The following is a 23,694-nucleotide window of genomic DNA, read 5'->3' on the forward strand; positions in this document are numbered from 1 at the left end:
TGACGACGACAGCGACACCTGTCCTGTGGGCGACCAGCCCGGGAGGCACGATTCATGAGTGAGCGAGCTCTTCGCGGCACGCGCCTCGTGGTGACCAGCTACGAGACGGACCGCGGCATCGACCTGGCCCCGCGCCAGGCCGTGGAGTACGCATGCGAGAAGGGGCACCGCTTCGAGATGCCCTTCTCGGTCGAGGCGGAGATCCCGCCGGAGTGGGAGTGCAAGGTCTGCGGTGCCCAGGCACTCCTGGTGGACGGCGACGGTCCGGAGGAGAAGAAGGCCAAGCCCGCGCGTACGCACTGGGACATGCTGATGGAGCGGCGCACCCGAGAGGAGCTCGAAGAGGTCCTCGAGGAGCGTCTGGCCGTTCTGCGGTCCGGTGCGATGAACATCGCGGTTCACCCCCGGGACAGCCGCAAGTCGGCTTGATCCCGACAGGGCTCGGGCGCCATCACAGCGCACACCGGCACAGGACCGCGGGCGCCGTACTCTCCGTACGGCGCCCGCGGTCCTGTGTCCGCCCGTCGCTCGAGCGCCCTCAGCGCGGCAGGGGCGGGCGCGGCCCCTGTGAGGCGTCCTCCGGCGCGTGTCCCGGCTCGTCCCGGACGACCTCGCCCTGGACGACCTTGCCGTCGGGCCGGTGGATGCGGGCCTGCTGGAAGGCCTCGCCCACAGAACCCCGCGCCGCCTCGCGCAGCTTGCGCTCGAAGGTGCGCTCGGCACGGCGGCTCACGGCCTTCTGGACCGGCGGCACCAGCAGGAGCAGTCCCAGCGCGTCCGAGACGGGCCCCGGGAGGATCAGCAGCAGGCCGCCCAGCACCGTCAGGCCGTTGCCCTCGCTGTTCGGCCGGGACGCGGGCGTCGTCCCGCTCTGCTGCTGCTGCAGCGTCTCGCTGAGGTTGCGGAAGGCCCGCCGGCCGGCCCGCTTGACGACGGCCGAGCCGAGGACCAGGCCGGCCACCAGGAGCAGGAGGACGACCAGCCCGTTCGACGCCCCGGCGACCAGCGTGAGCAGCCAGATCTCCAGCACGAGCCACGCGGCGACGCCCAGCGGCAGGAACGTGCGCAGCCGGGAGCGCCGGGGCCGGACGGGATACGGGGTCTGAGCGCCAGTCGTCATGCACCCAGTGTGCCTGGGCCCGGCTCAGCGCGGGATAAGCGGGGCGGGGGACGACCGGGCGCTTCGCGCCGGCACGCCGTGCCGCGCGGGCGTCCGGTGTGCCGCGGTCGTGCGCCTACGGCCTGGGGCCCTTGTCGTCACCGCGCCCCAGCACCTTGCCGACCCGCTCCCCCACGCCCCACGCCGTGACCCGCCACAGCGCCTCGACGAGGATGTCGCGGCTCATCTTGGAGTCGCCGAGTTCGCGCTCGACGAAGGTGATGGGCACCTCGACGACGTGGTAGCCGGCCCTGACCGCGCGGCGGGCGAGGTCGACCTGGAAGCAGTAGCCCTGGGAGGCCACGTCGTCGAGGCCGAGGCCCTCCAGGGTCTCGCGGCGGAAGGCGCGGAATCCGCCGGTGATGTCGCGCAGCGGCAGGTCGAGCGCCATGCGCGAGTAGAGGCTGCCCCCGCGCGAGATGAACTCACGGGACTTCGGCCAGTTCACCACCCGGCCGCCCGGCACCCAGCGCGAACCGAGCACCAGGTCGGCGCCCTTGAGGGCGGTCAGCAGGCGGGGCAGTTCCTCGGGCTGGTGGGAGCCGTCGGCGTCCATCTCGATCAGCACGCCGTAGCCGTGCTCCATCCCCCAGCGGAAGCCCGCGAGGTAGGCGGCGCCCAGGCCCTCCTTGCCCCTGCGGTGCAGCACCTGGACCCGGTCGTCCTCGGCGGCGAGCTCGTCGGCCAGCTTGCCGGTGCCGTCGGGGCTGTTGTCGTCGGCCACGAGGACGTGCGCCTCGGGAACGGCCCTGCGCACCCGGCCGACGATCGCCTTGATGTTCTCCGCCTCGTTGTAGGTCGGGATGATCACCAAAGCCGTGCCGAGCGGGCCGAAGCTCCTCCCCTGGGCTCCTGCCGCGAGGGTCCCGTCGCCGTCGTTCACTGCTGCCCCTTCATCTCCTGTGCGCAGGATCCCACCATAGTGGTCACGGCCTGTGCCGACGTGACAGGACGTTCGTATGGTGGTGTCGTTTGCCGAAGATCGGGCAGGAGCGGACCCCCGGCGTGCGGGACGGGACGGGGCGGCGTACGGCGGCGGAGGCGCCCGGCGCCCCTCGGGCCGGCCCCGGCCCGCCGGCTGCGGGCCGGCCGAGGCCGTTGTCCACCGAGCGCCCGGGCCCCGCCCGGGTCACACCTCCCCCACCGGCCGGAACGTCCCCCCGGCGCGTCGCCGACGCCGAGCCCGGCTCCCGGTGGCGGCGCCCCGTCCCTCGCGCCGCCCGCTCGGATCACTCACCCGGCCGTACGAAGACCGTGCGTCCGCCGACCACGGTGCGCAGGCACACCGGCAGGTCGCGCCCCGGGGTGAGGTCGGGCAGGCCGGGGGTGCCGGAGCGGGGGTCGGTGGACCAGCGCGCCACCCGGTCGTCCGGGGCCTGGACGACGAGCTCTCCGGTGCGCCAGACGGCGTAGTCGGCGGGCGCTCCCGGCACCAGGACGCCCGCGTCGTCGCGCCCGACGGCCCGCCAGCCGCCGCGCGTGTGCGCGGTGAACGCGGCGCGCACGGAGACCCGGTGCTCCGGCGTGCGGTGGAAGGCGGCGGCCCGGACCGTGCCCCAGGGGTCCAGGGGCGTGACCGGGCTGTCGGACCCGAAGGCGAGCGGGACGCCGGCGCGCAGCAGCGCGGCGAACGGATTCAGGGTGCGGGCGCGCTCCGGGCCCAGGCGCCGGGCGTACATGCCGTCCTCGCCGCCCCACAGGGCGTCGAAGGCGGGCTGGACGGAGGCGGTCAGGCCGAGTTCGGCGAAGGCGGCGACGGTCTCGGGGGTGAGCATCTCGGCGTGCTCGACACGGTGGCGGGCGGCGCGCACGCGGGCGAGGCCGAGCTTGTCGGCGGCGGCCCGCATGCCGTCGACGACGGTGCTCACCGCGGCGTCGCCGATGGCGTGGAAGCCCGCCTGGAGACCCGCCTCGGTGCAGGCGACGACATGGGCGGCGACGGCGGCCGCCTCCAGGTGGGCGGTTCCGGTGTGGCCGGCGTCGGCGTACGGCTCGTGCAGGCAGGCGGTGTGCGAGCCGAGGGCGCCGTCGGCGAACAGGTCCCCCGCGGCGCCGACCGCACCCAGCTCCCGGGCCTTGGCCACGTCCTGTTCGGCCCAGTAGCCGACGACACGGGGGCCGCTCTCCTCGGCGGCGAGCCGCAGCAGGCCGGTGAAGTCGTCCTCGGAGGAGATCTCCGGGCCGCCGCACTCGTGGACCGTGCCGATGCCGAGCGAGGCGGCGTGGGCCAGGGCGGCGCGCTGCGCCTCGGTGCGCTGGGCCGGTGTGACGGCGCCGAGGGCGGCGGCGCGCACCGCGTGGTGGGCGTCCCCGGTGAGCGGGCGGTCCTCGCGCGCGGCCCCGCCCGGGACGAGGTCGAGCAGCGCGGTGGTGACGACCGCGGAATGGACGTCGATCCGGCTCAGGTAGAGGGGACGGCCGCCGGTGGCCTCGTCGAGTTCGGCGCGGGTCGGGGGCCGGCCGCCGGGCCAGCGGGCGGCGTCCCAGCCGTGGCCGAGCAGCACCCGGTCGTCCGGGCGGGCGGCGGCGAACTCCCGTACGCGGACCAGCGCGGCCTCCAGCGAGGGTGCGCCGGACAGGTCGAGGCCGGTGAGGGCGAGACCCGTGGCCGTGGTGTGGACGTGCGCGTCCGTGAACGCCGGGGTGACCAGCGCCCCGTCGAGGTCGATCACCTCGTCGACGCCGTCCGCGAAGGCGTCGGCGGCGCCCTCGGAGCCGACCCAGGCGACCTGGCCGCGCTCGACGACCATCGCGGTCGCGAAGGGATCGGCGGGGCTGTGGACCTCTCCGCGGCGGAGCAGGACGGTGTGCGGCGGGGCGGTGCGTTCACTCATGCCCCACAGTCTCGCGCGTCGGACCGGCCGAGCCGCACGCAGGTCCGGCTCGCCGCGTCCGCCCGGCGCGGGCCCGGATCGCCGTCAGGTCCCCGGCCCCGGTCCGGCCGGCGCGGCAAGGACCGCCCGCGACGCACGGCCGCCGCTCGGGTCCGCCGCCCGCGGGGCGGTCGCCCGCGGGTCCGCCGGGGCCGCCTCAGATGCGCGGCGGCCGGGCCTCGTACGGCGTGGACAGGACGACCGTCGTCCGGGTCGACACGCCCGCCAGCGAGCGCACGCGCGCGAGGAGTTCCTCCAGTTCGTGCGGTGTGGACACGCGCACCTTGAGGATGTAGTTCTCGTCGCCCGCGACGCTGTGGCAGGCCTCGATCTCGGGAACTCCGGCGAGGCGGTCCGCGATGTCGTCGGGGGCGCTGGGGTCGAACGGTTTGACCGAGATGAAGGCGGTCATGGGCAGGCCGACGGCCTCCGGATCGACGACCGCGGCATAGCCGCGGATGACGCCACGTTGTTCCAGCCGGCGCACCCGCTGGTGCACGGCCGACGTGGACAGGCCCGTGGCCTTGCCCAGGTCTGTGTAGCTCATCCGCCCGTCCTTGACGAGCAGCTGCACGATCTGTCGGTCCAGCTCCTCCATGGCGCTAGAACCTACAGTGCGCTTGATCTCCGCGGATACCTGAGCGGCCCGGGTCATGCCCGGTTCGTGATGCGCGGCGGCCCGCCGCGAGCGGCCGGAGGGGACAAAACCGCCGCACGGGGCACCTGCGAGCGGCATGTGACGAACACCACACCCCTTGCCCGGTCTCCGTGATGTTCTCGTGATTACCCCCCGGAGCCGGGGGGAAGTGCTTGCTGTGGTCGAGGCCGCAGCGCCTTTCACGGCCCAGCCCGAGGGGGAGAAAACCCATGCAGAGTCTCAAGCGCCTTGGTCGCACCACGTCCAAGCGGCAGCAGCCGGTCGTCGAGCCCGAGCCGGAGTGCGTCGAACCCGACGCACTCGACGACGAACTCGACGCCTACGACACCTTCGAGATGTACCGGGTGGTGTGCCCCGACTGCGCACAGCCCATCGCCCTGCTGGCGGACGAGGAGGTCCTGCCGGAGCACGCGCTGTGCGCTTCGCCGTGGAACCCGTTCGGACTCACGGTCTGCGCCGGCACCGGCCGCCGTGCCTCCGAGGCGCGGCCGGCGGACGAGTCCTTCGCGCCCCAGGAGCAGGACACCGCCCTGCTGCTGACGCTGCCTCAGGGACTCGACTGGCGCACCCAGCCCTTCTCGCACGTCGGCGGTCCGGGCTCGCGGCCGATCAGGGTGCCGTCGATGCGGCGCCACGCCGCCTGAGCGCGCGCCGCAGCGGGGCGGTGCGATCCCGCCGCCCCGTCCACCGCGCGCACCCGCGACGCGTCCGCCGGTGACGGGACGCGCCGGGGGACGTCCGGTTCACGGTCGCCGTCGGTCCGCCGTACGGGGCGGCCGCGAACGCACGCCCTATTCCGGCGGCCGGTGACCCGCCCGGCCGCTCCCGCGTTGCCCGGGCATGACGGCCCCCACGTACTCGACGACCGGGCGTCAACCCGGTGTCTTCGTGCCGCCGCCCGCGGAGGCGGCCCCGCCACCCCGGGTTCCGGATCCGCCCATCTACCGCGACCTGATGCGGTCCTGGGCGGACCGGGGCCGCACCCTGCCCGGGAGGCACGACCCGGAGTGGACGCGGCTCGCGGCGCCCTGGCGGGGACTCGACCGGTTCAGCGCGACTCCGGCCCCGCGAGGTGGCGGGCGATGACCATGCGCTGGATCTGGTTCGTGCCCTCGACGATCTGCAGGACCTTGGCCTCGCGCATGTAGCGCTCGGCCGGGAAGTCCGCGGTGTAGCCGTAGCCGCCGAGGATCTGGACGGCGTCGGTGGTGACCCGCATCGCCGTGTCGGTGCAGTGCAGCTTGGCCATGGCCGCCTGCTTGGCGAACGGCCGCCCCGCGTCGCGCAGCCGGGCCGCCGCGAGGTACAGCGCCCGCCCCGCCTCGGTCTGCGTGGCCATGTCGGCGAGCATGAAGCGCAGCCCCTGGAAGTCGGCGATCGGCCTGCCGAACTGCCGCCGCTCGGCCGCGTATCCGAGTGCCTCGTCGAGGGCCGCCTGGGCCAGGCCGATCGCGCAGGCCGCGATGCCGAGCCGGCCGCCGTCCAGTGCCGACAGGGCGATCGCGAAGCCCTGGCCCTCCTCACCGATGCGCCGGCTGTCGGGGACCCGGACGCCGTCGAGGTGGACCTGGGCGGTGGGCGAGCCCTTCATGCCCATCTTCTTCTCCGGCGCGGCGGCGCTCAGCCCCTCGGCGTCGCCGGGCACCAGGAAGGCGGTGATCCCGCGCGGGCCCTCCTCACCGGTGCGGGCCATGACGGTGTAGAAGTCGGCGATGCCGCCGTGCGTGATCCACGCCTTGGTGCCGGTGATCACCCAGTCGTCGCCGTCGCGCACCGCCTTGGTGCGCAGGGAGGCCGCGTCCGAGCCGGAGCCGGGCTCGGAGAGGCAGTAGGCGCCGAGCAGACCGCCGCCGAGCATCGCGGGCAGGTGCTCGGCCTGCTGCTCCTTGGCGCCGTAGGCGGCGAGCGCGTAGGAGGCCAGGGTGTGCACGCTGACGCCGAGGCCGACCGTCAGACGGGCCGCGGCGAGCTCCTCGAGCACCTGGAGGTAGACCTCGTACGGCTGGTCGCCGCCGCCGTACTCGGCGTCGTAGGGCAGGCCGAGCAGACCGGACTCGGAGAGCAGGGTGAAGAGCTCGCGCGGGAAGCGCCCGGCGTCCTCCTCCTCGGCCGCCCCGGGGGCGATCTCGCGCTGCGCGATGTCGCGGACGAGCGAGATCAGGTCCCGGGCCTCGTCCGTGGGCAGTTGTCGGTCCACCGGCTGCGGGGCGCGGTCGGGCATGGCGACGCTCTCCTCCCTGTTCGGGCACATCGGCGGACGTGCGCCTTGGGTGGGGGGCGGCTCCGCCGGGGTCGTATCGGTGCCAGGCCGATGCTCGCACTCCCGGGTCTCGGAAGCTGTTGACCAGCGGCTGTGCGCTGTGAGTATGCCCGATCGGCGGCATCGCGTCACCAGTTAACGACCGCTTACTTCAAGAAATCGTCGCCCCCCCCGGACCGGTGCACGCCACCGCCCCACGGGTCCCGCGTTCCACCGGGCGACCGGACCCGGGCACCGGGTGTCCCAGGCGTCGCGGCGGGCGGGTCGCGGGGGCGGGTGCGGGGGGACGGGTGTGTGAGGGGGACGGGTGCGGGGACGGCTGCGGGGATCCGTTTCCCGGCGGCGCGCAGGGCCCCGCCGGGCGCCCTCACCAGCGGTTCGCGCAGGGCCCCGCGGGGCGTCCGCGGCGCGGCAGGCCACCGCGCGGGGCAGGTCACATCGCCATGACGGTGCGGGTCACAGCAGTCCGAGCTGGGTCACGAGCATCGCGACGACCACGACGAGGGTCCATCCCATGACGTGCTCGAGGATCTCCGGGCCGTCCTCCTGGGGACCGCCGGTACGGACACGGGTGACGGTGGCTGTGTTCGCGCTCATGGACTCTCACTGGTCTCGGTGGTGCGGTGGGCTCCCCCCTGCGGCCCTGTCCACCTTGCCACCGTCGGCGGCCTCCGCGGACGGGACGTTGGTCACACGGCCGGCGGGCCCCGGCCTCGCGGGGCCCGCCGGCCGGGTCGGCTCAGCGCACCCCCACCGCCGCGAGCGCCTTGCGCTGGCGCGGGGTCGGGCGTGCCGGGAAGTACAGGTAGCAGACCCCTCCGGTGCCGGAGACGACCTTGCCCGAGGCGTTGTACCGCTTGGTCCTGAGCCAGATGTTCTCCCACTCGCGCCGCTTGTAGACGCGGCGCACGGCCTCGTTGTCGTCCGAGGCGGGGTCGTTGGCGATCACGTCGCCGTCGGCGGTGAAGCCGATCACGGTCATCAGGTGCCCGGAGGTGCCGTACCCCGCCCCGGTCAGCTCCTCCTCGCGGAAGGACTGGGACGTGATGGCCGGGATGCCGGCCGCGATCAGCGTCTCCAGGTCGGCGAGGGAGCCGAGGCGCGTCACCACGCCCTGCAGCCCCTCGAAGGTGGCCGCGTAGGCGGCGTTGAACGGCCAGTTGCCGCAGCCGGCGTACTGGTAGTCGTACGTGAAGCGGGCCGCGTGGCACACCTGCGGGTCGGCGTACGACGGGTCCACCCAGGCCAGTTGCTCCGCCGTGAGCCGGCCGCCCCAGTACTCGATGATCATCTGCGAGGAGGTCGGGCTGCACCAGGCCTCGCCGCCGTTGTCGTACTCGGGGTACTGGCCCTTGTGGATCTCCTGCGAATAGCGCGGGACGATCAGCTCCTCGGCCAGGCGGGGCTCGGAGGCGGGGACGGTGAACCGGTCGGGGACGTCGGACCCCATCGCGCCGAGCCGCCACACGGTCGGGGTGAGCCTCGTGCCGGGGCGGCGGTACAGGGTCAGCCGCAGCCGGTAGGAGACGACCCGCAGGCCGGAGGCCGGGTCGTCGACGGCGAGGGTGTCGGTCCAGACGCTGCTCTTCCCGTCGCCCTGGTCGTCCACCGAGGTGCGCCGGATGTCCCGGTCGCCGGCCGCCCAGCGGCCCATGACGTACCAGGGCGTGTCCGTGCCGTCGGAGTACGTGCCCTTCAGTTCGACCTGGAGCCAGGTGCCGTCGGGGGTGTGCGCGTTCCAGGAGGCGATCGCCTCCGTCGCCGGGACGGTGAGCCGGTGGACGGGCGAGGTCCACGTCGCGTACTCCCAGGCGGCCGTGGCGCCGGTGTGCGGGTCGGTGTAGTCCGTGGTGCCGGCGGGCTTCGCGATCACGAGGCCGGGGCGGGCGCCGGCGACGGCGCGGGTCCCGTCGGCACGGCCCGTGCGCCAGTCGCTGTACGAGATCCAGGCCCGGTTGTCCACCGGACGGGCGGCGCCCGCGGCGCCGCCGGTCGCGGTACCGGTCGCACCGCCGGTCGCGGTGGCGGCGGACGCCGGGGCCACGGATCCGGCGACGGCGGTGACGACCGCGGCGGCCAGGAGGGTTCTGCGGGACGGCAGTTCGGCTCTGCTCATGGGTGGAGGTCCCCCAGGTGTCGGAGTCGGGACGGGGCCAGTGCACGGCCGGACGGACGGCGTGCGTCCGCCGGATGGAGCGGGTGTGCGCCAACTATGAACGCAGCGGGGGGATCGTGCCAGCACCCCGGGCCGCGCCGCACCGGTCGACATGGGACTCGACCAATGGCGGGACCCGCGGCGGCGCCTTCCGGGCGGCGTCCTAGAGTGCTTCCGTCAGCCCCTTCCCCACCCCCGGGAACCCGCCATTCACGCTCTCGCCTCCCGCATCCGCCGGCTCGCCCCCTCGTGCGGCCCGGTCCGGCTCGTCGGTGTCGACGGGCACGCCGGCTCCGGGAAGTCCACGTTCGCCGGGCGGTTGGCCGAGGCGCTGGGCGGGGCCCCGGTGCTGCGGCTCGACGACATCGCGAGCCACGACGAACTGTTCGGCTGGACCGGACGGCTGCTGAGCCAGGTGATCGAGCCGCTCGGCCGCGGCGAGACCGCGCACTACTCCCCCTACGACTGGCGGACCCGCCGCTTCGGACCGCCCCGCGCGCTGCCGCCCGCCCCGGTGGTCGTCGTGGAGGGCGTCGGTGCGGGACGCCGGGAGGTGCGCCCGCACCTGGCGCTGCTGCTGTGGATGGACCTGCCCCGGGAGGAGTCGTGGTCCCGTGGACGGGCACGGGACGGCGAGGAGCAGCGGGAGTTCTGGGACGGATGGGTCGGGGCGGAGCGCGAACACTTCGCCGGCGATCCCTCGCGGCCCTTCGCCGATCTCCTGGTGCGGCAGTGCGACGGGAGGAACGAGGGGGACGGGGCGGGCGAGGGAGACGAGGGGTACGAGCTGCTTCCCGGGCCTGCCGCGACCGCCGGATCCGGCCGTCCGATCACCCACGGTGACGGGCCGTCCGCGGTGTGATGGTCCTGTGAAGAACGGTGTCGGACAAGTTGCCTGAGTACCCCCAACGCGGCTTGACCGGGGAGCCGTACAGGACTTACGTTCTCAATGTGCGGTCGTTCGAGGCCGCCGGCAGACGCGAAGCCCCCGGTTGTTCCCCCGTGATCGGGGGCTTCGTTCTGCCCTCCCGGCGTTCCGCGATGCCCAGTGGCATATGACGATCACCCTCGGTCACGACGCCCGCCCCGTGCCTTCCTCCCCACCGGGCCCCCGTGGCGTGCGCGGCACCCTGGGGAGGTGACGCCCCCGCAGGTACGATGCCCTCGGTGCGATCTACGGACGCCGCTTCGCGCACCTTGCAACTCCGGTCCGCGGCGCGGCGGTTCGGCCAAAGGGAGCCGACGGGCGAGGACCGGCCGGCACACCGACGGGGCACGGTCTGTGGGGGACGTGATGGACTTCGGCACGCAGGGCCCGCAGGCCCCGGCCGACCTCGCCTGGCTGCGAGGCGTGGACGCCTACACGATGGGCGCCTATCCGCAGGCGGAGGAGGAGTTCCGGGCCGCGGTGCGGATGGATCCGGGGATGGCCGACGGCTGGCTCGGGCTGCACGCGCTGCGCGTCGACACGACGACCGCGCTGCTGAGGATGTTCCGGCACCGGAGCCGCTTCGGCGAACAGCGGGCCCGGCACCGCCGCACCCTCAACTCCTGGTACTGGCTGGGCTGGTGGGTGCAGCCGGTGCTGGAGAGCCCCCGCGACCTGCTGCTGGCGCACGCCTCCCACTGGCTGGACGGACGGCACGTCCCCGAGCTGGACCGGGCGCTCGCCGGGCTGCCCCCGGTGGACAGCGATCCGCAGGTCCGCTTCCTGCACGCCTGCCGCGCCTATCTGGTCAAGGACTGGGAGCAGCTCGTCCGGCACACCGATCCGCTGGTCGACGACCCGGTGCTCGGCATCGAGGCGGGCCTGTTCGGCGGCATGGCCCGGGTCCGCCTGGAGATGTACGGGCAGGCCGAACCGCTGCTGTCGGCGGCCCTGATGCGGTGCCGCAGCGAACAGCCGCAGCGCAAGGAACTGCGCTACTGGCTGGCGCGCGCCCACGAGGGGACGGGGCGCAGCGCCGCGGCGCTCCCGCTGTACCGGGCCGTGCACCGGGTCGATCCGGCCTTCATGGACACCTCGGCCCGGCTCGCCGCGATCACCGAGGGCGACGGGTACGACGACTCCGCCGACCTCGCCACGATCACGCTCGCCGGCGCGGGCCAGGACGCGGTGGACGGTCCGGACGCGCTCGACCCGCTCTTCGGCACCGAGGGCCGCGATCTGCGGCTCTCCGATCCCGAGCCGCCGCCCGCTCCCCTCCCGCCGGTCATCGGCCCGGCGGTGCGCGAGAAGGCGGGCGCCGCGGCGTCGTCCCTGCCCACGGGCCCCACCGACCCCGCGTTACTGGAGGAGGCACTCGCCGAACTGGAGCGCATGGTGGGCCTGGAGCCGGTGAAGCGCCAGGTCAAGGCGTTGTCGGCACAGCTGAACATGGCCCGGTTGCGGGCCGGGCAGGGGCTGCCGGTGCAGCCGCCGAAACGCCACTTCGTCTTCTCCGGCCCCTCCGGCACCGGCAAGACCACGGTGGCCCGCATCCTGGGCCGCGTCTTCTACGCCCTCGGCCTGCTCGGCGGCGACCACCTGGTGGAGGCCCAGCGGGCCGACCTGGTCGGCGAGTACCTCGGGCAGACGGCCGTGAAGGCCAACGAGCTGATCGACTCCGCGCTCGGCGGGGTGCTGTTCGTCGACGAGGCCTACGCGCTCTCCAACTCCGGTTACGGCAAGGGCGACGCGTACGGCGACGAGGCCCTCCAGGTGCTGCTCAAGCGGGCCGAGGACAACCGCGACCACCTGGTGGTGATCCTGGCGGGCTATCCGGAGGGCATGGACCGGCTGCTGGCCGCCAATCCCGGGCTGTCCTCGCGCTTCACCACCCGCGTGGACTTCCCCTCCTACCGCCCCCTCGAGCTCACCGAGATCGGCAAGGTGCTCGCCGCCGAGAACGGCGACCTGTGGGACGAGGAGGCGCTGGACGAGCTGCGGTCGATCGCCGGGCACGTGGTGGACCAGGGGTGGATCGACGAGCTGGGCAACGGGCGGTTCCTGCGGACGCTGTACGAGAAGAGCTGCGCGTACCGGGACCTGCGGCTGTCGGTGTATCCGGGGACGCTGACGCGGGAGGACCTGGCGACGCTGCGGCTGCCGGACCTGATGCAGGCGTACGGAGAGGTGCTGTCGGGCAGGGGGCCGCAGGACCCGCCGTCGATGTGACGCCGGCGGACCCCGCGGCCCGGGTCAGCCGGTGAGCGCGCCCTCCTGGGCCCCGCTCCTGGGCTCGGTCAGCTTGGCACCGGCGGTGCCGCCCGCGGTGCCGTCCGCCCCGTCCTCCGGCCCGGCGCCCGGTGCCGTCCGGGGCTCCTCGCGGTGCGCGGGATCGCGTACCTCGCCCACCAGGAGCTCCAGTACGTCCTCCAGCGCGACCAGGCCCAGGACCCTGCCGGACGCGTCGACCACCTGGGCGAGGTGGGTCGCGGCGCGGCGCATCACGGTGAGGGCGTCGTCCAGCGGGAGTTCGGGCCTCAGGGTCGTCATGGGCCGCCAGAGCCGCTGCGGCACGGCCCGGTCGGTGTCCTCCAGGTCCAGTACGTCCTTCACGTGCAGGTAGCCCGGGAAGGCGCCGCCGGCCGCGGCCACCGGGAAGCGGGAGTACCCCGTGCGGGCGGTGAGCTCCACGATCCGCGCCGGGGTGACCGCCGGGTCGACCGTCACCAGCGACTCGCGTCCCAGCAGCACGTCCGTGACCGGGCGGGAGCCCAGCTCCAGGGCGTCCTCCAGGCGTTCGGCCTCCTCGGGGTCGAGGAGGCCCGCCTGGCCGGCGTCCTCCACCAGCCGGTTGAGCTGCTCACTGGTGAAGACGGCCTCGACCTCGTCCTTCGGCTCCACGCGGAAGAGCCGCAGGACGGCCCGGGCGCAGGCGCCGAGCGCGAGGGTGACCGGCTTGCACAGGCGGGCGAACCAGACCAGGCCGGGGCTGAGCCACAGCGCGGCCTTCTCGGGCGCCGCCATCGCGAGGTTCTTCGGGACCATCTCGCCGACGACGAGGTGGAAGAAGACCACGACGGCGAGCGCGACGACGTAGCCGAGCGGGTGGACCATGCCGTGCGGCAGGTGGAGCCACTGGAAGACCGGCTCCAGCAGGTGGGCGACCGTCGGTTCGGCGACCGCGCCGAGCGTCAGCGAGCAGACGGTGATGCCGAACTGGGCCGCCGCCATCATCTGCGGCAGGTTCTCCAGGCCGTACAGGACCTGGCGGGCGCGGGCGGTGCCGAGCGGTTCGATCTGGCTGCGGCGGACCGACACGAGCGCGAACTCGGCGCCGACGAAGAAGCCGTTGGCGAGCACGAGCAGCGCGGCGAAGAGGAGTTGCAGCACGCTCATCCGGCCGCCTCCACGAGCGGCAGCGGAGCCGTTCTGACCAGACGGATCCGTTCCGCGCGGTAGTGGCCGACCCGGCGCACCGACAGCCGCCAGCCGGGCAGTTCCGCACGGTCGCCGACGGCCGGGATCCGGCCGAGCAGATCGGCGACCAGACCGGCGACGGTCTCGTACGGTCCCTCGGGCGCCTCCAGGCCTATGCGCCGCAGGACGTCGACGCGGACGCCGCCGTCGACGTCCCAGGCCGGGTTGCCGTCCTCCGGCGGGGCGGCGGCGAGCTCGGGGACGTCCTGTCCGTCGTGCTCGTCGCGGACCTCGCCGACGATCTCCTCGACGATGTCCTCCAGCGTGACGACCCCGGCCGTGCCGCCGTACTCGTCGACGACGACCGCGATGGGCTGCTCGCTGCGCAGCCGCGTCAGCAGCGGCCGCACGGGCAGGGTCTCGGGGACGAGCAGCGCGGGGCGGGCGATGCGGCCGACGGGCGTGCGCAGCCGGTCGTGCACGGGCACCGCGAGGGCGTCCTTGAGGTGGACCATGCCGACGACCTCGTCGATCCGCTCCCGGTAGACGGGGAAACGGGACAGACCGGTGGCCCGGGTGAGGTTGACGACGTCCTCGGCGGTCGCCGAGGACTGCAGGGCGCTGACCTTCACCCGCGGGGTCATGACGGCCTGCGCGGTCAGCTCGCCCAGGGACAGGGTGCGCACGAAGAGGTCCGCCGTGTCCTGTTCCAGGGCACCGGCCCGGGCGGAGTGCCGGGCCAGGGAGACCAGTTCGCCGGGGGTGCGGGCGGAGGCCAGCTCCTCGGCGGGCTCGAGGCCCAGGGCGCGCACCAGGCGGTTGGCGACGGCGTTCAGCCCGGCGATGACCGGGCGGAACAGGCGGGCGAACGCGTGCTGCGGACCGGCGACGAAGCGCGCGACCTGCAGGGGTCGGGACACCGCCCAGTTCTTGGGGACGAGCTCGCCGATCACCATCTGCACGGCCGAGGCCAGCAGCATGCCGACGACGACCGAGACGCCGGGTACGACGCCCTCGGGGATCCCGGCCGCCCTGAACGGGCCGCCCAGCAGCCGGGCGAGCGCCGGCTCGGCGAGCATGCCGACGACGAGGGAGGTGAGGGTGATGCCGAGCTGGGTGCCGGAGAGCTGGAAGGACAGCTCCTTGAGGGACTCGACGACGCGGCGGGCGCGCCGGTCGCCGTCGGCCGCGGCCCGTTCGGCGTCCGGTCGCTCGACGGTCACCAGGCCGAACTCGGCGGCCACGAAGAATCCGTTGGCGAGGATCAGCAGGAAAGCGGCTGCCAGGAGCAGCAGGGGGGTGGTCATGATGCCGCCGCCTCCACATGGGTGCGCACCTCGTGGAGCCGGTGCGCGCTATGTCGGCAGGGGGCGGCGCAGGTACTGCAGGACGATCCGTCCATCGCCGGAGAGGGTCACTCCTCGGGTAGCAGGAGCCCCTGGCGCTCCGGGCGGAGCGGCAGGGGCGGAGGCGCGGTCGTCGCGCCTCCGCCCACCAGATTAATCACGACAGGGGTGAGCGCGGCAGGGTGGACGGCTCCGACGCGTCCCGCGCCTCAGCCCCGGGGCGACTCGGGGCCGGCCGTGGAGCGGGCCTCGACGAGCGCCCGCAGGGCCCGCGCGTCGGCGATGGCGTGCTGCTTGGCGATGCCCGGCTGGATGCCGAGCGTGGGCAGGCTGGTGCCGTCGCTGAGGTCGAGGAAGACCCACGGATCACCCGGCCGGAGATTCACCTGAAGGATCTCCGCCCATTCCAGGCGGCGCCTGCTCGTGATGTTGACGACGGTGACGCCCGCCTCGTCGGCGACGACCTTCGGCCGGGCCAGCAGGTACAGCACGCCGGCCAGCAGGGCGGCGGTGAACACGAAGCTGATCCGCTCGCCCGGGCCGAGCTGCTCCAGCAGCAGGGCCACCAGGGTGATGACCACGAAGATCGCGGCGGCGGCCGTGAGCAGCACCGCACGGGTGCGCCCCGGCCGGAAGGTGACGGGCAGGGCGGGCGGCCCGCCCCGGCTGGCGTCCGACATGGTGGTGCTCCGGGTCCTGGTCAGAGGCGGCAGGCGTGGATGGCCGTGGTGAGGATGGCGCGGGCGCCGATGTCGTACAGGTCGTCCATGATCCGCTGCGCGTCCTTGGACGGGACCATCGCGCGGACGGCGACCCAGCCCTCGTTGTGCAGCGGGGACACGGTCGGGGACTCCAGGCCCGGGGTGAGCGCGACGGCCTTCTCCAGCTGCTCGACCCGGCAGTCGTAGTCCATCATCACGTACGTCCGCGCGACCAGGACGCCCTGGAGGCGGCGCAGGAACTGCTGCACCTTGGGCTCCTCGCCGTCCGCGCCGGTGCGGCGGATGACGACGGCCTCGGACTTCATGATCGGCTCGCCGACGATCTCCAGGCCGGCGTTGCGCAGGGAGGTGCCCGTCTCGACGACGTCCGCGATGACCTGGGCGACACCGAGCTGGATGGCGGTCTCGACGGCGCCGTCGAGGTGGACGACGGAGGCGTCGATGCCGTGGTCGGCGAGGTGCTTGGCGACGATGCCCTCGTACGAGGTGGCGATCGTCTTGCCCTTCAGGTCCGCCGGCTCGCCGATGGTGCCCGGCTTGGTGGCGTAGTGGAACGTGGAGCGGGCGAAGCCCAGCGGCAGGATCTCCTCGGCGTCGGCGCCGGAGTCGATCAGCAGGTCGCGGCCGGTGATGCCGATGTCGAGCTGCCCGGAGGCGACGTAGAGGGCGATGTCACGGGGGCGGAGGTAGAAGAACTCGACGTCGTTCGCCGGGTCGACGATCCGCAGTTCCTTGGACTCGCGGCGCTGCCGGTAGCCGGCCTCATGCAGCATCTCCGCCGCAGGGCCGGACAGTGAACCCTTGTTGGGGACGGCGATGCGCAGCATGAGGTCGGCTTCCTTCTGTGGGGAGGGCTGTTGCGGGGGCTTCGGGTTCACAGGTGGGCGTAGACGTCGTCGAGGGAGATGCCGCGGGCGACCATCATCACCTGGACGTGGTACAGCAGCTGCGAGATCTCCTCGGCCGCCGCCTCCTTGCCCTCGTACTCGGCGGCCATCCAGACCTCGGCGGCCTCCTCGACGACCTTCTTGCCGATGGCATGGACGCCCTTGTCCACCAGCTCGGCGGTGCGGGAGGTGGCGGGGTCGCCGTGAGCGGCCTTGTGCTGGAGCTCGGTGAAGAGCTCCTCGAACGTCTTCTTGGACATGGTGGTCCTTACCCTACGCGGTGACGGGGACTGCTCACCGCCAGGGTTCGGACACCGAACGCAGGCAGGCCGCGGTCGCCACCGCCGCGGTGACCGCCTCGTGCCCCTTGTCCTCGCTGGAACCGGGCAGTCCGGCGCGGTCCAGGGCCTGCTCCTCGTTGTCGCAGGTGAGCAGACCGAAGCCGACGGGCACACCGGTGTCGACCGACACCTGGGTGAGGCCCTGGGTGACGCCCTGGCACACGTAGTCGAAGTGGGGCGTGCCGCCCCGGATGACGACGCCGAGGGCGACGACCGCGTCGTAGCCCCGGCCGGCCAGGACCTTGGCGACGACCGGGAGCTCCCAGCTGCCGGGGACCCTGAGCAGGGTCGGCTCGTCGATGCCCAGGTCGTGCAGGGCGCGCAGGGCGCCGTCCACCAGTCCGTCCATCACCTTCTCGTGCCACTGCGCCGCGATGACGGCGACCCGCAGGTCACCCACATTGCGTACGGACAACTCCGGTGCACCCTTGCCGCTCACGTGTCTCCTCGGTGGTTCTCTCTACTGGTTGCCGCAGGCGGGCACGGTCGGCGTGTCCAGCCAGGGCAGGTCGTGGCCCATCCGGTCCCGCTTGGTGCGCAGGTAGCGGAGGTTGTGCTCGCCCGCGGTGACGGGCATCGGCTCGCGTCCGGTGACCTCGATGCCGTGCCGGCCGAGCGCGTCGGACTTGTCGGGGTTGTTGGTCATCAGGCGGACGCCGCGCACCCCGAGGTCGGCGAGGATCTGCGCGCCGGCGCCGTAGTCGCGGGCGTCGGCGGGCAGGCCGAGTTCGAGGTTGGCGTCGAGGGTGTCCCGGCCGCGCTCCTGGAGCTCGTAGGCGCGCAGCTTGGACATCAGGCCGATGCCGCGCCCCTCGTGCCCGCGCAGGTAGACCACCACGCCCCGGCCCTCGGCCTGGATGCGGTCGAGGGAGGCGTCCAGCTGGGGCCCGCAGTCGCAGCGCTGGGAGCCGAAGACGTCGCCGGTGAGGCATTCGGAGTGGACGCGGACGAGGACGTCCTGGCCGTCGCCGATCTCGCCGTGGACGAGGGCGACGTGCTCCACGCCGTCGACGGTGGAGCGGTAGCCGTACGCCGTGAAGGTGCCGTGCGAGGTCGGCAGGCGGACCTCGGCCTCGCGGCGGACGGTGGGCTCGGAGCTGCGGCGGTAGGCGATCAGGTCCTCGATGGAGATGATCGTCAGGCCGTGCTTGCGGGCGAACGGGATCAGCTCGGGCAGCCGGAGCATGGTGCCGTCCTCGCCGGCGATCTCGACGATGGCGCCGGCCGGGCGCAGCCCGGCGAGGCGGGCGAGGTCGACGGCCGCCTCGGTGTGGCCGTTGCGCACGAGCACGCCGCCCTCGCGGGCGCGCAGCGGGAAGACGTGGCCGGGGCGGACGAAGTCGGCGGGTCCGGCGGTGCCGCCGGCCAGCAGCCGGAGCGTGGTGGCGCGGTCGGCGGCCGAGATGCCGGTGGTCACGCCGTGGGCGGCGGAGGCGTCCACGGAGACGGTGAACGCGGTCCGCATCGACTCGGTGTTGTCCTCCACCATCTGGGGGAGCCGCAGCCGGTCCAGCTCGTCGCCCTCCATGGGGGCGCAGATCAGACCGCGGCACTCGCTCATCATGAAGGCGACGATCTCGGGGTGGCCTTCTCGGCGGCGATGACGAGATCGCCCTCGTTCTCGCGGTCCTCGTCGTCGACGACCACGACCGGGCGGCCGGCCGCGATGTCGGCGATGGCCTGTTCGACCGGGTCGAGGGCGAGGTCCTCGGCGCCGTCGGTGGGGTAGAGGACGGGTGCCGCGGTCATGCGGGCGCTCCTTCCAGTGCGGGCCGCGCGTCGCGGGAGCGCAGCCACCAGTCGCGCAGGCCCCACAGGACCAGCGCGCCGTAGATGACGTAGACGAAGCCGGAGAAGGCGAAGCCGTTGGCGAAGTTCAGGGGGACGCCGACGAGGTCGACGAGCAGCCAGGCGAACCAGAACTCGACCATGCCGCGGGCCTGGGCGTACATGGCGACGATCGTGCCGACGAAGATGTAGGCGTCGGGCCAGGGGTCCCAGGACAGGGACGGGTGGAGGGTGAACAGCCCGCCGACGGCGAGGGTGCCGACGGCCGCGGCGCCCACCAGCAGGATCCGTTCGAAGGGGGTGGCGAAGCGGATCGCGACGGAGCCGTCCTGCGCCTGCCGGCGGCCGCGGTTCCACTGCCAGAAGCCCCAGGCGGCGACGAGCATCACGACGACCTGCTTGCCGGCGCTGCCGGAGAGGTGGGCGGTGGCGAAGGCCGCGAAGAGGATCAGACCGGAGACGAACTGGGCGGGCCAGGTCCAGATCGAGCGGCGCCAGCCGAGGGCGAGGGCGACCAGGCCGATCACGTTGCCGATCATGTCCGACCACTTGATGTGCTGGCCGAAGAGGGTGAAGGCCTCGGAGTTGAGCCAGTTCACTTGGCCGCCCCCTCACCGAGGGCCCGGTCGCCGATCATCCGCTCGACGTACTTGGCGATGACGTCCACCTCGAGGTTGACCGGGTCGCCGGGCTGCTTGAGGCCGAGGGTGGTCAGGGCGAGGGTGGTGGGGATCAGGCTGACGGTGAAGAAGTCGGGTCCGGCGTCGACGACGGTGAGGCTGATGCCGTCGACGGTGACGGAGCCCTTCTCCACGACGTAGCGGGAGAGGTCCGCGGGGAGGGAGATCTTCACGACCTCCCAGTTCTCGGACGGCTTGCGCTCGAGGATCTCGCCGGTGCCGTCGACGTGCCCCTGCACGATGTGGCCGCCGAGGCGGGCGCCCAGGGCCATGGGGCGTTCGAGGTTGACGCGGGAGCCGACGGCGAGGGCGCCGAGGCTGGAGCGGTTCAGGGTCTCGGCCATCACGTCGGCGGTGAACTCGTCGCCCTCGTGCTCGACGACCGTGAGGCAGACGCCGTTGACGGCGATGGAGTCACCGTGCTTCGCGCCCTCGGTGACGACGGGGCCGCGCAGCCGGAAGCGACAGGCGTCGTCGAGGGTCTCGACGGCGGTGACCTCGCCCAGCTCTTCGACGATTCCGGTGAACACTTCCCGGGTCCTCCTGCCTCTTCGGGCACGGACTCCGGGGCTGTCGATGACGACAGACTACGGGCGAGGACACCGGGAACGACGCCGGACAGAGTTCGCCCCGACGGCGAACCGGTACGGCAGCGCGCATGGATGCCCGCCCGCCGCGCACTGCCTCCCATCCGGACTTTAACCGTCGGTCCAGGAATTTCACCTGGTCAACCGGCCGCTGGAGGCGACCGGGTCGCGGACTGTAACCGCCGGTTCGGACTTTCACCGACCCCGGAGTGCGCTGCTACTGGTACAGGGCCAGTGTGCCACGCCCGGTCGCCGTCCATGCGGACGGGGGGTGTGGGGTGGCTCACAACCGGTGACGCCCGGCGCGCCGGGCGGGGTGCGGGGAGCCGGCTCCCGGTCCGCCCGGCGGAGCCCGGGGTCCAACTCCCGCCCCGTCGTCCGCGTTTGACGGACCGCGAGATTGGTCCATACCTATTGACGCTGTGGTCTAGTCCTCTTAGGGTCTGCGCCAACTTCCGTGGAGAGGAACCCACCGTGCCGTCCCCCTCACGTCCCGGGGCGAGACCTGCCCTGCTCGCCTCCGCCGCCGCCGTCGCGGGCCTGCTGCTCGCGGCCCTGCCGGCGACCGTCTCGCACGCCGCCGACCAGGAGTCCTGCCGTCCCGACGGCCTGTACCGGACCCCGGGTGTGGAGGTCCCGTACTGCTCGGTGTACGACTCGGCCGGGCGGGAGAGGATGGGCGCCGACCACCAGCGCCGGGTGATCGGCTACTTCACCGGCTGGCGGACCGGCAAGGACGGAAAGCCCGCCTACCTCGCGTCCGACATCCCGTGGGACAGGATCACCCACGTCAACTACGCGTTCGCGCACATCGACAAGGGCAACAGGATCTCCGTCGGCGCCGACGGCCCCGCCAACCCGGCGACCGGCATGACCTGGCCGGGCGTGGCCGGCGCGGAGATGGACCCGGGTCTCCCCTACCAGGGCCACTTCAACCTGCTCAACAAGTTCAAGAAGCAGCACCCGGACGTCAAGACGCTGATCTCGGTGGGCGGTTGGGCCGAGACCGGCGGCTACTTCGACGACGGCGGCAACCGCGTGGACTCCGGCGGCTTCTACTCGATGGCCACCCACGCCGACGGCTCGGTCAACCAGGCCGGCATCGACACCTTCGCCGACTCGGCGGTCGCCTTCGTCCGCGAGTACGGCTTCAACGGCGTCGACATCGACTACGAGTACCCGACGACCATGAAGGACGCGGGCAACCCGCTCGACTGGTCCCTCGCCAACGGCCGCCGGGCCGGGCTGGTCAAGGGCTACGCCGCGCTGATGAGGACGCTGCGCGAGAAGCTGGACCGCGCGGGCACGGCCGACGGCAGGCACTACCTGCTGACGGTGGCGGCCCCCTCGTCCGGCTACCTGCTGCGCGGCATGGAGACCTTCCAGGTCCAGAAGTACCTGGACTACGTCAACATCATGTCGTACGACCTGCACGGCGCCTGGAACGAGTACGTCGGCCCCAACGCCTCCCTCTTCGACGACGGCAGGGACGCCGAGCTGGCCGCCGCGAACGTCTACGGCAGCGCCCAGTACGGCGGCATCGGCTACCTCAACACCGACTGGGCCTACCACTACTTCCGCGGCTCCATGCCGGCCGGCCGCATCAACATCGGCCTGCCGTACTACACCCGCGGCCACAAAAACGTCCAGGGCGGAACCGACGGCCTGTGGGGCAGGGCCGCCGCCTCCTCCTGCCCGGCGGGCTCCGGCCTGGCCAAGTGCGGCGACGGCGCCGTCGGCATCGACAACCTCTGGCACGACCTCGACACCGACGGCAAGGAGTCCCCGGCGGGCTCCAACCCGATGTGGCACGCCAAGAACCTCGAGAAGGGGATCGTCGGCGACTACGTCACCGACTACGGCTTCCCGGCGGACACCGAGCTGACCGGGACGTACGCCCGCAGGTACGACCCGACGCTGGTCGCCCCCTGGCTGTGGAACGCCGAGAAGAAGGTCTTCCTCTCCACCGAGGACGAGCAGTCGGTCGCGGCCAAGGCCGACTACGTCGTGGACCGCGGCATCGGCGGCACGATGGTCTGGGAACTGGCCGGCGACTACGCCTGGAACGCCGCCAAGGGCCAGTACGAGACGGGCGACACGCTCACCTCGCTGATGTACGAGAAGTTCAGGGCGGCCCCGCCGTACGGCGCGAGGAAGTCGAACGCGGACCTGCCGGCGGAGGCCGTGGACGTGGGCGTGGAGTTCACGGACTTCAAGCTGGGCGACTCCAACTACCCGATCACGCCCAGGCTGCGGATCACGAACAACACGAAGACCGCGCTGCCGGGCGGCACGGAGTTCCGGTTCGACTACGCGACCGCCGCTCCGGGGAACGCCTCCGACCAGTCCGGCTTCGGCACCAGGGTCATCGCCAGCGACCACACGGGCGACAACGTGGGCGGGCTGGAAGGCGACTTCCACCGGGTGTCGCTGAAGCTGCCGGCGTGGCAGTCGCTGGCGCCGGGGGCGAGCGTCGACCTGGCGTTCAACTACTACCTGCCCGTGTCGACCCCGTCGAACTGGACGGTGACGATCGGCGGCAAGGCGTACGCCCTCGCCGGGGACCTGGCGCGCGGGACGACCGTCGTCGAGCCGGGCACCGGCACGACGCCGACGGACCCGCCCACCACGCCGCCCGGTGAGCCCGGTGACTGCGCGGAGCCGGCCTGGGACGCCTCGACCGCGTACGGCGGCGGCAGCGTGGTGTCCCACGAGGGGCACACCTGGAAGGCGCAGTGGTGGACGAGGGGCGAGGAGCCCGGCACCACCGGCGAATGGGGGGTCTGGCGGGACCAGGGAGCCTGCTGACCCTCGTGCGAGACCGGCCCGGCGGCGGTGACGACGGCCCTTGCCCGCCGCCGGGCCTCACCAGGAGGGCGGCGCACCGGTGCGGGTGCGGGCCGCGGCGAGTCCCGTCAGGCTGGACCTGGTACGACGCCGGCCGGCCCGGGCACGCGCGTCCCGCGGGGCGGTCCTCCGGTCCGATGTCACATGCCGCGGTGGCCGCACGGTCCTGGTCGGCGAGGAGCGCTCCAGCGGGGAGCGCCCGGCGTCCGGAGGGACGGAACGGCATGACCACGATCCTGGTGACCGGCGGTACCGGAACACTCGGCCGGCTCGTCACCGAGCGGCTGCGGGCGGACGGGCACGAGGTGCGGGTCCTCAGCCGGCACTCCCGGCCGTACGCCGTCGACCTGCGGGAGGGCGGGAGCGGCCTGGACGCGGCCCTCACGGGCGCGCGGACGGTCGTGCACTGCGCGACGTCACCGCGCGGCGGCGACGAGAGGGCGGCGAGGAACCTGATCGCGGCGGCCCGGCGGGCCGGGGTGGGTCACCTCGTGTACGTCTCGATCGTCGGCGTGGACCGGGTGCCGTTCGGTTACTACAGGTCCAAGCTGGCGGTGGAACGCCTGGTCGAGGAGTCGGGGCTGGGCTGGACGGTGCTGCGCGCCACCCAGTTCCACGATCTGGTGCTCACGCTCCTCCAGGGCCTGGCCAGGGCGCCGGTCCTGCTGCTGCCGGCCCGGGTGAAGGACCAGCCGATCGACACCGCCGAGGTGGCCGAGCGCCTGTCCGAGCTGGCCCGGGGGGCGCCGGCGGGCCGCGTGCAGGACATGGGCGGCCCGGAGGTGCGGACGCTCGACTCGCTGGCCCGCGCGTATCTGCGGGCCACGGGCCGCCGGCGCCCGGTGGTGAAGGTCCCCCTGCGCGGCGCGGCGTACCACGCCTTCCGCGGCGGCGGCCACCTCGCCCCGGAGCGGGCGGTGGGCAGGCGCACGTTCGACGAGTTCCTGGCGGAGCGGTCCGGGGGCGCGGGACGCCGGTGAGCGGGTCCGCCCCCGCCGGGCGGACGGCCCCGCGCCGCGCGGGGGTGCGGGGCGACCGACACCCGC

The 23,694-nt window shown here is 73.4% G+C and carries 21 protein-coding genes, 1 pseudogene and 1 riboswitch; of the genes and pseudogenes, 6 read left to right on the top strand and 16 right to left on the bottom strand.

Going from position 1 to position 23,694, the window contains the following annotated elements:
- The first annotated feature begins 54 nt into the window (after nucleotides 1–54).
- Nucleotides 55–429 carry an RNA polymerase-binding protein RbpA gene (locus GL259_RS08140; RefSeq protein ID WP_003977404.1) on the top strand — a complete coding sequence of 125 codons (375 nt, stop codon included), beginning with the start codon at nucleotides 55–57 and terminating at the stop codon, nucleotides 427–429.
- A 109-nt stretch (nucleotides 430–538) separates the two neighbouring features.
- Here the strand turns inward: GL259_RS08140 and fxsA are convergent, their stop codons facing one another.
- From fxsA to GL259_RS08160, 4 genes are all read right to left on the bottom strand, one after another.
- Nucleotides 539–1,120, bottom strand: coding sequence for an FxsA family membrane protein (fxsA, locus tag GL259_RS08145; protein ID WP_159530613.1), 582 nt, complete (start codon nucleotides 1,118–1,120; stop codon nucleotides 539–541).
- A gap of 115 nt (nucleotides 1,121–1,235) precedes the next feature.
- On the bottom strand, nucleotides 1,236–2,042 hold the full coding sequence (locus tag GL259_RS08150; RefSeq protein WP_159530615.1) for a polyprenol monophosphomannose synthase: 807 nt from the start codon (nucleotides 2,040–2,042) through the stop codon (nucleotides 1,236–1,238).
- 346 nt (nucleotides 2,043–2,388) lie between these two features.
- Nucleotides 2,389–3,993: an amidohydrolase gene (locus tag GL259_RS08155; protein WP_159530617.1), complete on the bottom strand. Its 1,605-nt coding sequence runs from the start codon at nucleotides 3,991–3,993 to the stop codon at nucleotides 2,389–2,391.
- A 196-nt stretch (nucleotides 3,994–4,189) separates the two neighbouring features.
- On the bottom strand, nucleotides 4,190–4,630 hold the full coding sequence (locus GL259_RS08160) for an Lrp/AsnC family transcriptional regulator (RefSeq protein ID WP_030867874.1): 441 nt from the start codon (nucleotides 4,628–4,630) through the stop codon (nucleotides 4,190–4,192).
- Between the two features lie 269 nt (nucleotides 4,631–4,899).
- Between GL259_RS08160 and GL259_RS08165 the strand changes: the two genes are divergently transcribed.
- Nucleotides 4,900–5,334 carry a hypothetical protein gene (locus GL259_RS08165; RefSeq protein ID WP_159530620.1) on the top strand — a complete coding sequence of 145 codons (435 nt, stop codon included), beginning with the start codon at nucleotides 4,900–4,902 and terminating at the stop codon, nucleotides 5,332–5,334.
- A gap of 404 nt (nucleotides 5,335–5,738) precedes the next feature.
- Here GL259_RS08165 and GL259_RS08170 read toward each other — a convergent pair whose 3' ends face one another.
- From GL259_RS08170 to GL259_RS08180, 3 genes are all read right to left on the bottom strand, one after another.
- Complete coding sequence (locus tag GL259_RS08170) at nucleotides 5,739–6,911, bottom strand: acyl-CoA dehydrogenase family protein (RefSeq protein WP_159530622.1); 1,173 nt, start codon at nucleotides 6,909–6,911, stop codon at nucleotides 5,739–5,741.
- Between the two features lie 495 nt (nucleotides 6,912–7,406).
- Entirely contained in the window at nucleotides 7,407–7,547 is a 141-nt protein-coding gene (locus tag GL259_RS08175; RefSeq protein ID WP_159530624.1) for an SCO1431 family membrane protein, read from the bottom strand.
- Between the two features lie 142 nt (nucleotides 7,548–7,689).
- Nucleotides 7,690–9,066, bottom strand: a complete 1,377-nt coding sequence (locus GL259_RS08180; RefSeq protein WP_159530626.1) for a peptidase C39 family protein — start codon at nucleotides 9,064–9,066, stop codon at nucleotides 7,690–7,692.
- Nucleotides 9,067–9,313: 247 nt separating this feature from the next.
- Between GL259_RS08180 and GL259_RS08185 the strand changes: the two genes are divergently transcribed.
- Both GL259_RS08185 and GL259_RS08190 read left to right on the top strand, forming a co-directional pair.
- Nucleotides 9,314–9,967: a hypothetical protein gene (locus tag GL259_RS08185; protein ID WP_159538467.1), complete on the top strand. Its 654-nt coding sequence runs from the start codon at nucleotides 9,314–9,316 to the stop codon at nucleotides 9,965–9,967.
- Nucleotides 9,968–10,399: 432 nt separating this feature from the next.
- Nucleotides 10,400–12,262, top strand: coding sequence for an AAA family ATPase (locus GL259_RS08190; RefSeq protein ID WP_159530628.1), 1,863 nt, complete (start codon nucleotides 10,400–10,402; stop codon nucleotides 12,260–12,262).
- Between the two features lie 24 nt (nucleotides 12,263–12,286).
- Here the strand turns inward: GL259_RS08190 and GL259_RS08195 are convergent, their stop codons facing one another.
- The 9 genes and pseudogenes from GL259_RS08195 to GL259_RS08235 form a co-directional block, all read right to left on the bottom strand.
- Nucleotides 12,287–13,429, bottom strand: a complete 1,143-nt coding sequence (locus GL259_RS08195) for a hemolysin family protein (RefSeq protein WP_159530630.1) — start codon at nucleotides 13,427–13,429, stop codon at nucleotides 12,287–12,289.
- Nucleotides 13,426–14,757, bottom strand: a complete 1,332-nt coding sequence (locus GL259_RS08200; RefSeq protein ID WP_159530632.1) for a hemolysin family protein — start codon at nucleotides 14,755–14,757, stop codon at nucleotides 13,426–13,428. The genes GL259_RS08195 and GL259_RS08200 overlap by 4 nt, the downstream gene beginning before the upstream one ends.
- A 248-nt stretch (nucleotides 14,758–15,005) precedes the next feature.
- Nucleotides 15,006–15,476: a PH domain-containing protein gene (locus tag GL259_RS08205; RefSeq protein ID WP_159530634.1), complete on the bottom strand. Its 471-nt coding sequence runs from the start codon at nucleotides 15,474–15,476 to the stop codon at nucleotides 15,006–15,008.
- A gap of 20 nt (nucleotides 15,477–15,496) precedes the next feature.
- The gene (hisG, locus tag GL259_RS08210) at nucleotides 15,497–16,345 is read right to left on the bottom strand and encodes an ATP phosphoribosyltransferase (protein ID WP_159530636.1); all 849 of its coding nucleotides are present in this window, start codon (nucleotides 16,343–16,345) and stop codon (nucleotides 15,497–15,499) included.
- Between the two features lie 47 nt (nucleotides 16,346–16,392).
- Nucleotides 16,393–16,665, bottom strand: coding sequence for a phosphoribosyl-ATP diphosphatase (locus tag GL259_RS08215; RefSeq protein WP_004990764.1), 273 nt, complete (start codon nucleotides 16,663–16,665; stop codon nucleotides 16,393–16,395).
- A 34-nt stretch (nucleotides 16,666–16,699) separates the two neighbouring features.
- Nucleotides 16,700–17,185, bottom strand: coding sequence for a 6,7-dimethyl-8-ribityllumazine synthase (gene ribH, locus GL259_RS08220; RefSeq protein ID WP_159530638.1), 486 nt, complete (start codon nucleotides 17,183–17,185; stop codon nucleotides 16,700–16,702).
- Nucleotides 17,186–17,206: 21 nt separating this feature from the next.
- Nucleotides 17,207–18,495: pseudogene (locus tag GL259_RS08225) on the bottom strand (bifunctional 3,4-dihydroxy-2-butanone-4-phosphate synthase/GTP cyclohydrolase II).
- Nucleotides 18,492–19,133, bottom strand: coding sequence for a nicotinamide mononucleotide transporter family protein (locus GL259_RS08230; protein ID WP_159530640.1), 642 nt, complete (start codon nucleotides 19,131–19,133; stop codon nucleotides 18,492–18,494). The pseudogene GL259_RS08225 and the gene GL259_RS08230 overlap by 4 nt, the downstream one beginning before the upstream one ends.
- On the bottom strand, nucleotides 19,130–19,744 hold the full coding sequence (locus GL259_RS08235) for a riboflavin synthase (RefSeq protein WP_159530642.1): 615 nt from the start codon (nucleotides 19,742–19,744) through the stop codon (nucleotides 19,130–19,132). Before GL259_RS08235 ends, GL259_RS08230 begins: the two co-directional genes overlap by 4 nt.
- Nucleotides 19,745–19,887: 143 nt before the next feature.
- Nucleotides 19,888–20,018, bottom strand: a riboswitch (FMN riboswitch).
- A 257-nt stretch (nucleotides 20,019–20,275) separates the two neighbouring features.
- On the opposite strand from GL259_RS08235, the gene GL259_RS08240 reads away from it, so the two are divergent.
- Together GL259_RS08240 and GL259_RS08245 are read left to right on the top strand one after the other, a co-directional pair.
- Complete coding sequence (locus GL259_RS08240; protein ID WP_159530644.1) at nucleotides 20,276–22,609, top strand: chitinase C-terminal domain-containing protein; 2,334 nt, start codon at nucleotides 20,276–20,278, stop codon at nucleotides 22,607–22,609.
- A gap of 263 nt (nucleotides 22,610–22,872) precedes the next feature.
- Nucleotides 22,873–23,628 (top strand): NAD(P)H-binding protein, encoded by a 756-nt coding sequence (locus tag GL259_RS08245; RefSeq protein ID WP_159530646.1) that lies wholly within the window; start codon nucleotides 22,873–22,875, stop codon nucleotides 23,626–23,628.
- Nucleotides 23,629–23,694: the final 66 nt, after the last annotated feature.

The organism is Streptomyces sp. Tu 3180 (assembly GCF_009852415.1).
GTDB lineage: Bacteria > Actinomycetota > Actinomycetes > Streptomycetales > Streptomycetaceae > Streptomyces.

Excerpts from the sequence above, each read along its gene's own strand:
- GL259_RS08175 (WP_159530624.1), bottom strand. The coding sequence starts at position 7,547 with ATGAGCGCGAACACAGCCACCGTCACCCGTGTCCGTACCGGCGGTCCC.
- GL259_RS08195 (WP_159530630.1), bottom strand. The coding sequence starts at position 13,429 with ATGAGCGTGCTGCAACTCCTCTTCGCCGCGCTGCTCGTGCTCGCCAAC.
- GL259_RS08245 (WP_159530646.1), top strand. The coding sequence starts at position 22,873 with ATGACCACGATCCTGGTGACCGGCGGTACCGGAACACTCGGCCGGCTC.
- GL259_RS08160 (WP_030867874.1), bottom strand. The coding sequence starts at position 4,630 with ATGGAGGAGCTGGACCGACAGATCGTGCAGCTGCTCGTCAAGGACGGG.
- GL259_RS08140 (WP_003977404.1), top strand. The coding sequence starts at position 55 with ATGAGTGAGCGAGCTCTTCGCGGCACGCGCCTCGTGGTGACCAGCTAC.
- GL259_RS08215 (WP_004990764.1), bottom strand. The coding sequence starts at position 16,665 with ATGTCCAAGAAGACGTTCGAGGAGCTCTTCACCGAGCTCCAGCACAAG.
- GL259_RS08190 (WP_159530628.1), top strand. The coding sequence starts at position 10,400 with ATGGACTTCGGCACGCAGGGCCCGCAGGCCCCGGCCGACCTCGCCTGG.
- GL259_RS08165 (WP_159530620.1), top strand. The coding sequence starts at position 4,900 with ATGCAGAGTCTCAAGCGCCTTGGTCGCACCACGTCCAAGCGGCAGCAG.
- hisG (WP_159530636.1), bottom strand. The coding sequence starts at position 16,345 with ATGCTGCGCATCGCCGTCCCCAACAAGGGTTCACTGTCCGGCCCTGCG.
- GL259_RS08200 (WP_159530632.1), bottom strand. The coding sequence starts at position 14,757 with ATGACCACCCCCCTGCTGCTCCTGGCAGCCGCTTTCCTGCTGATCCTC.
- GL259_RS08170 (WP_159530622.1), bottom strand. The coding sequence starts at position 6,911 with ATGCCCGACCGCGCCCCGCAGCCGGTGGACCGACAACTGCCCACGGAC.
- GL259_RS08180 (WP_159530626.1), bottom strand. The coding sequence starts at position 9,066 with ATGAGCAGAGCCGAACTGCCGTCCCGCAGAACCCTCCTGGCCGCCGCG.
- GL259_RS08155 (WP_159530617.1), bottom strand. The coding sequence starts at position 3,993 with ATGAGTGAACGCACCGCCCCGCCGCACACCGTCCTGCTCCGCCGCGGA.
- fxsA (WP_159530613.1), bottom strand. The coding sequence starts at position 1,120 with ATGACGACTGGCGCTCAGACCCCGTATCCCGTCCGGCCCCGGCGCTCC.
- GL259_RS08205 (WP_159530634.1), bottom strand. The coding sequence starts at position 15,476 with ATGTCGGACGCCAGCCGGGGCGGGCCGCCCGCCCTGCCCGTCACCTTC.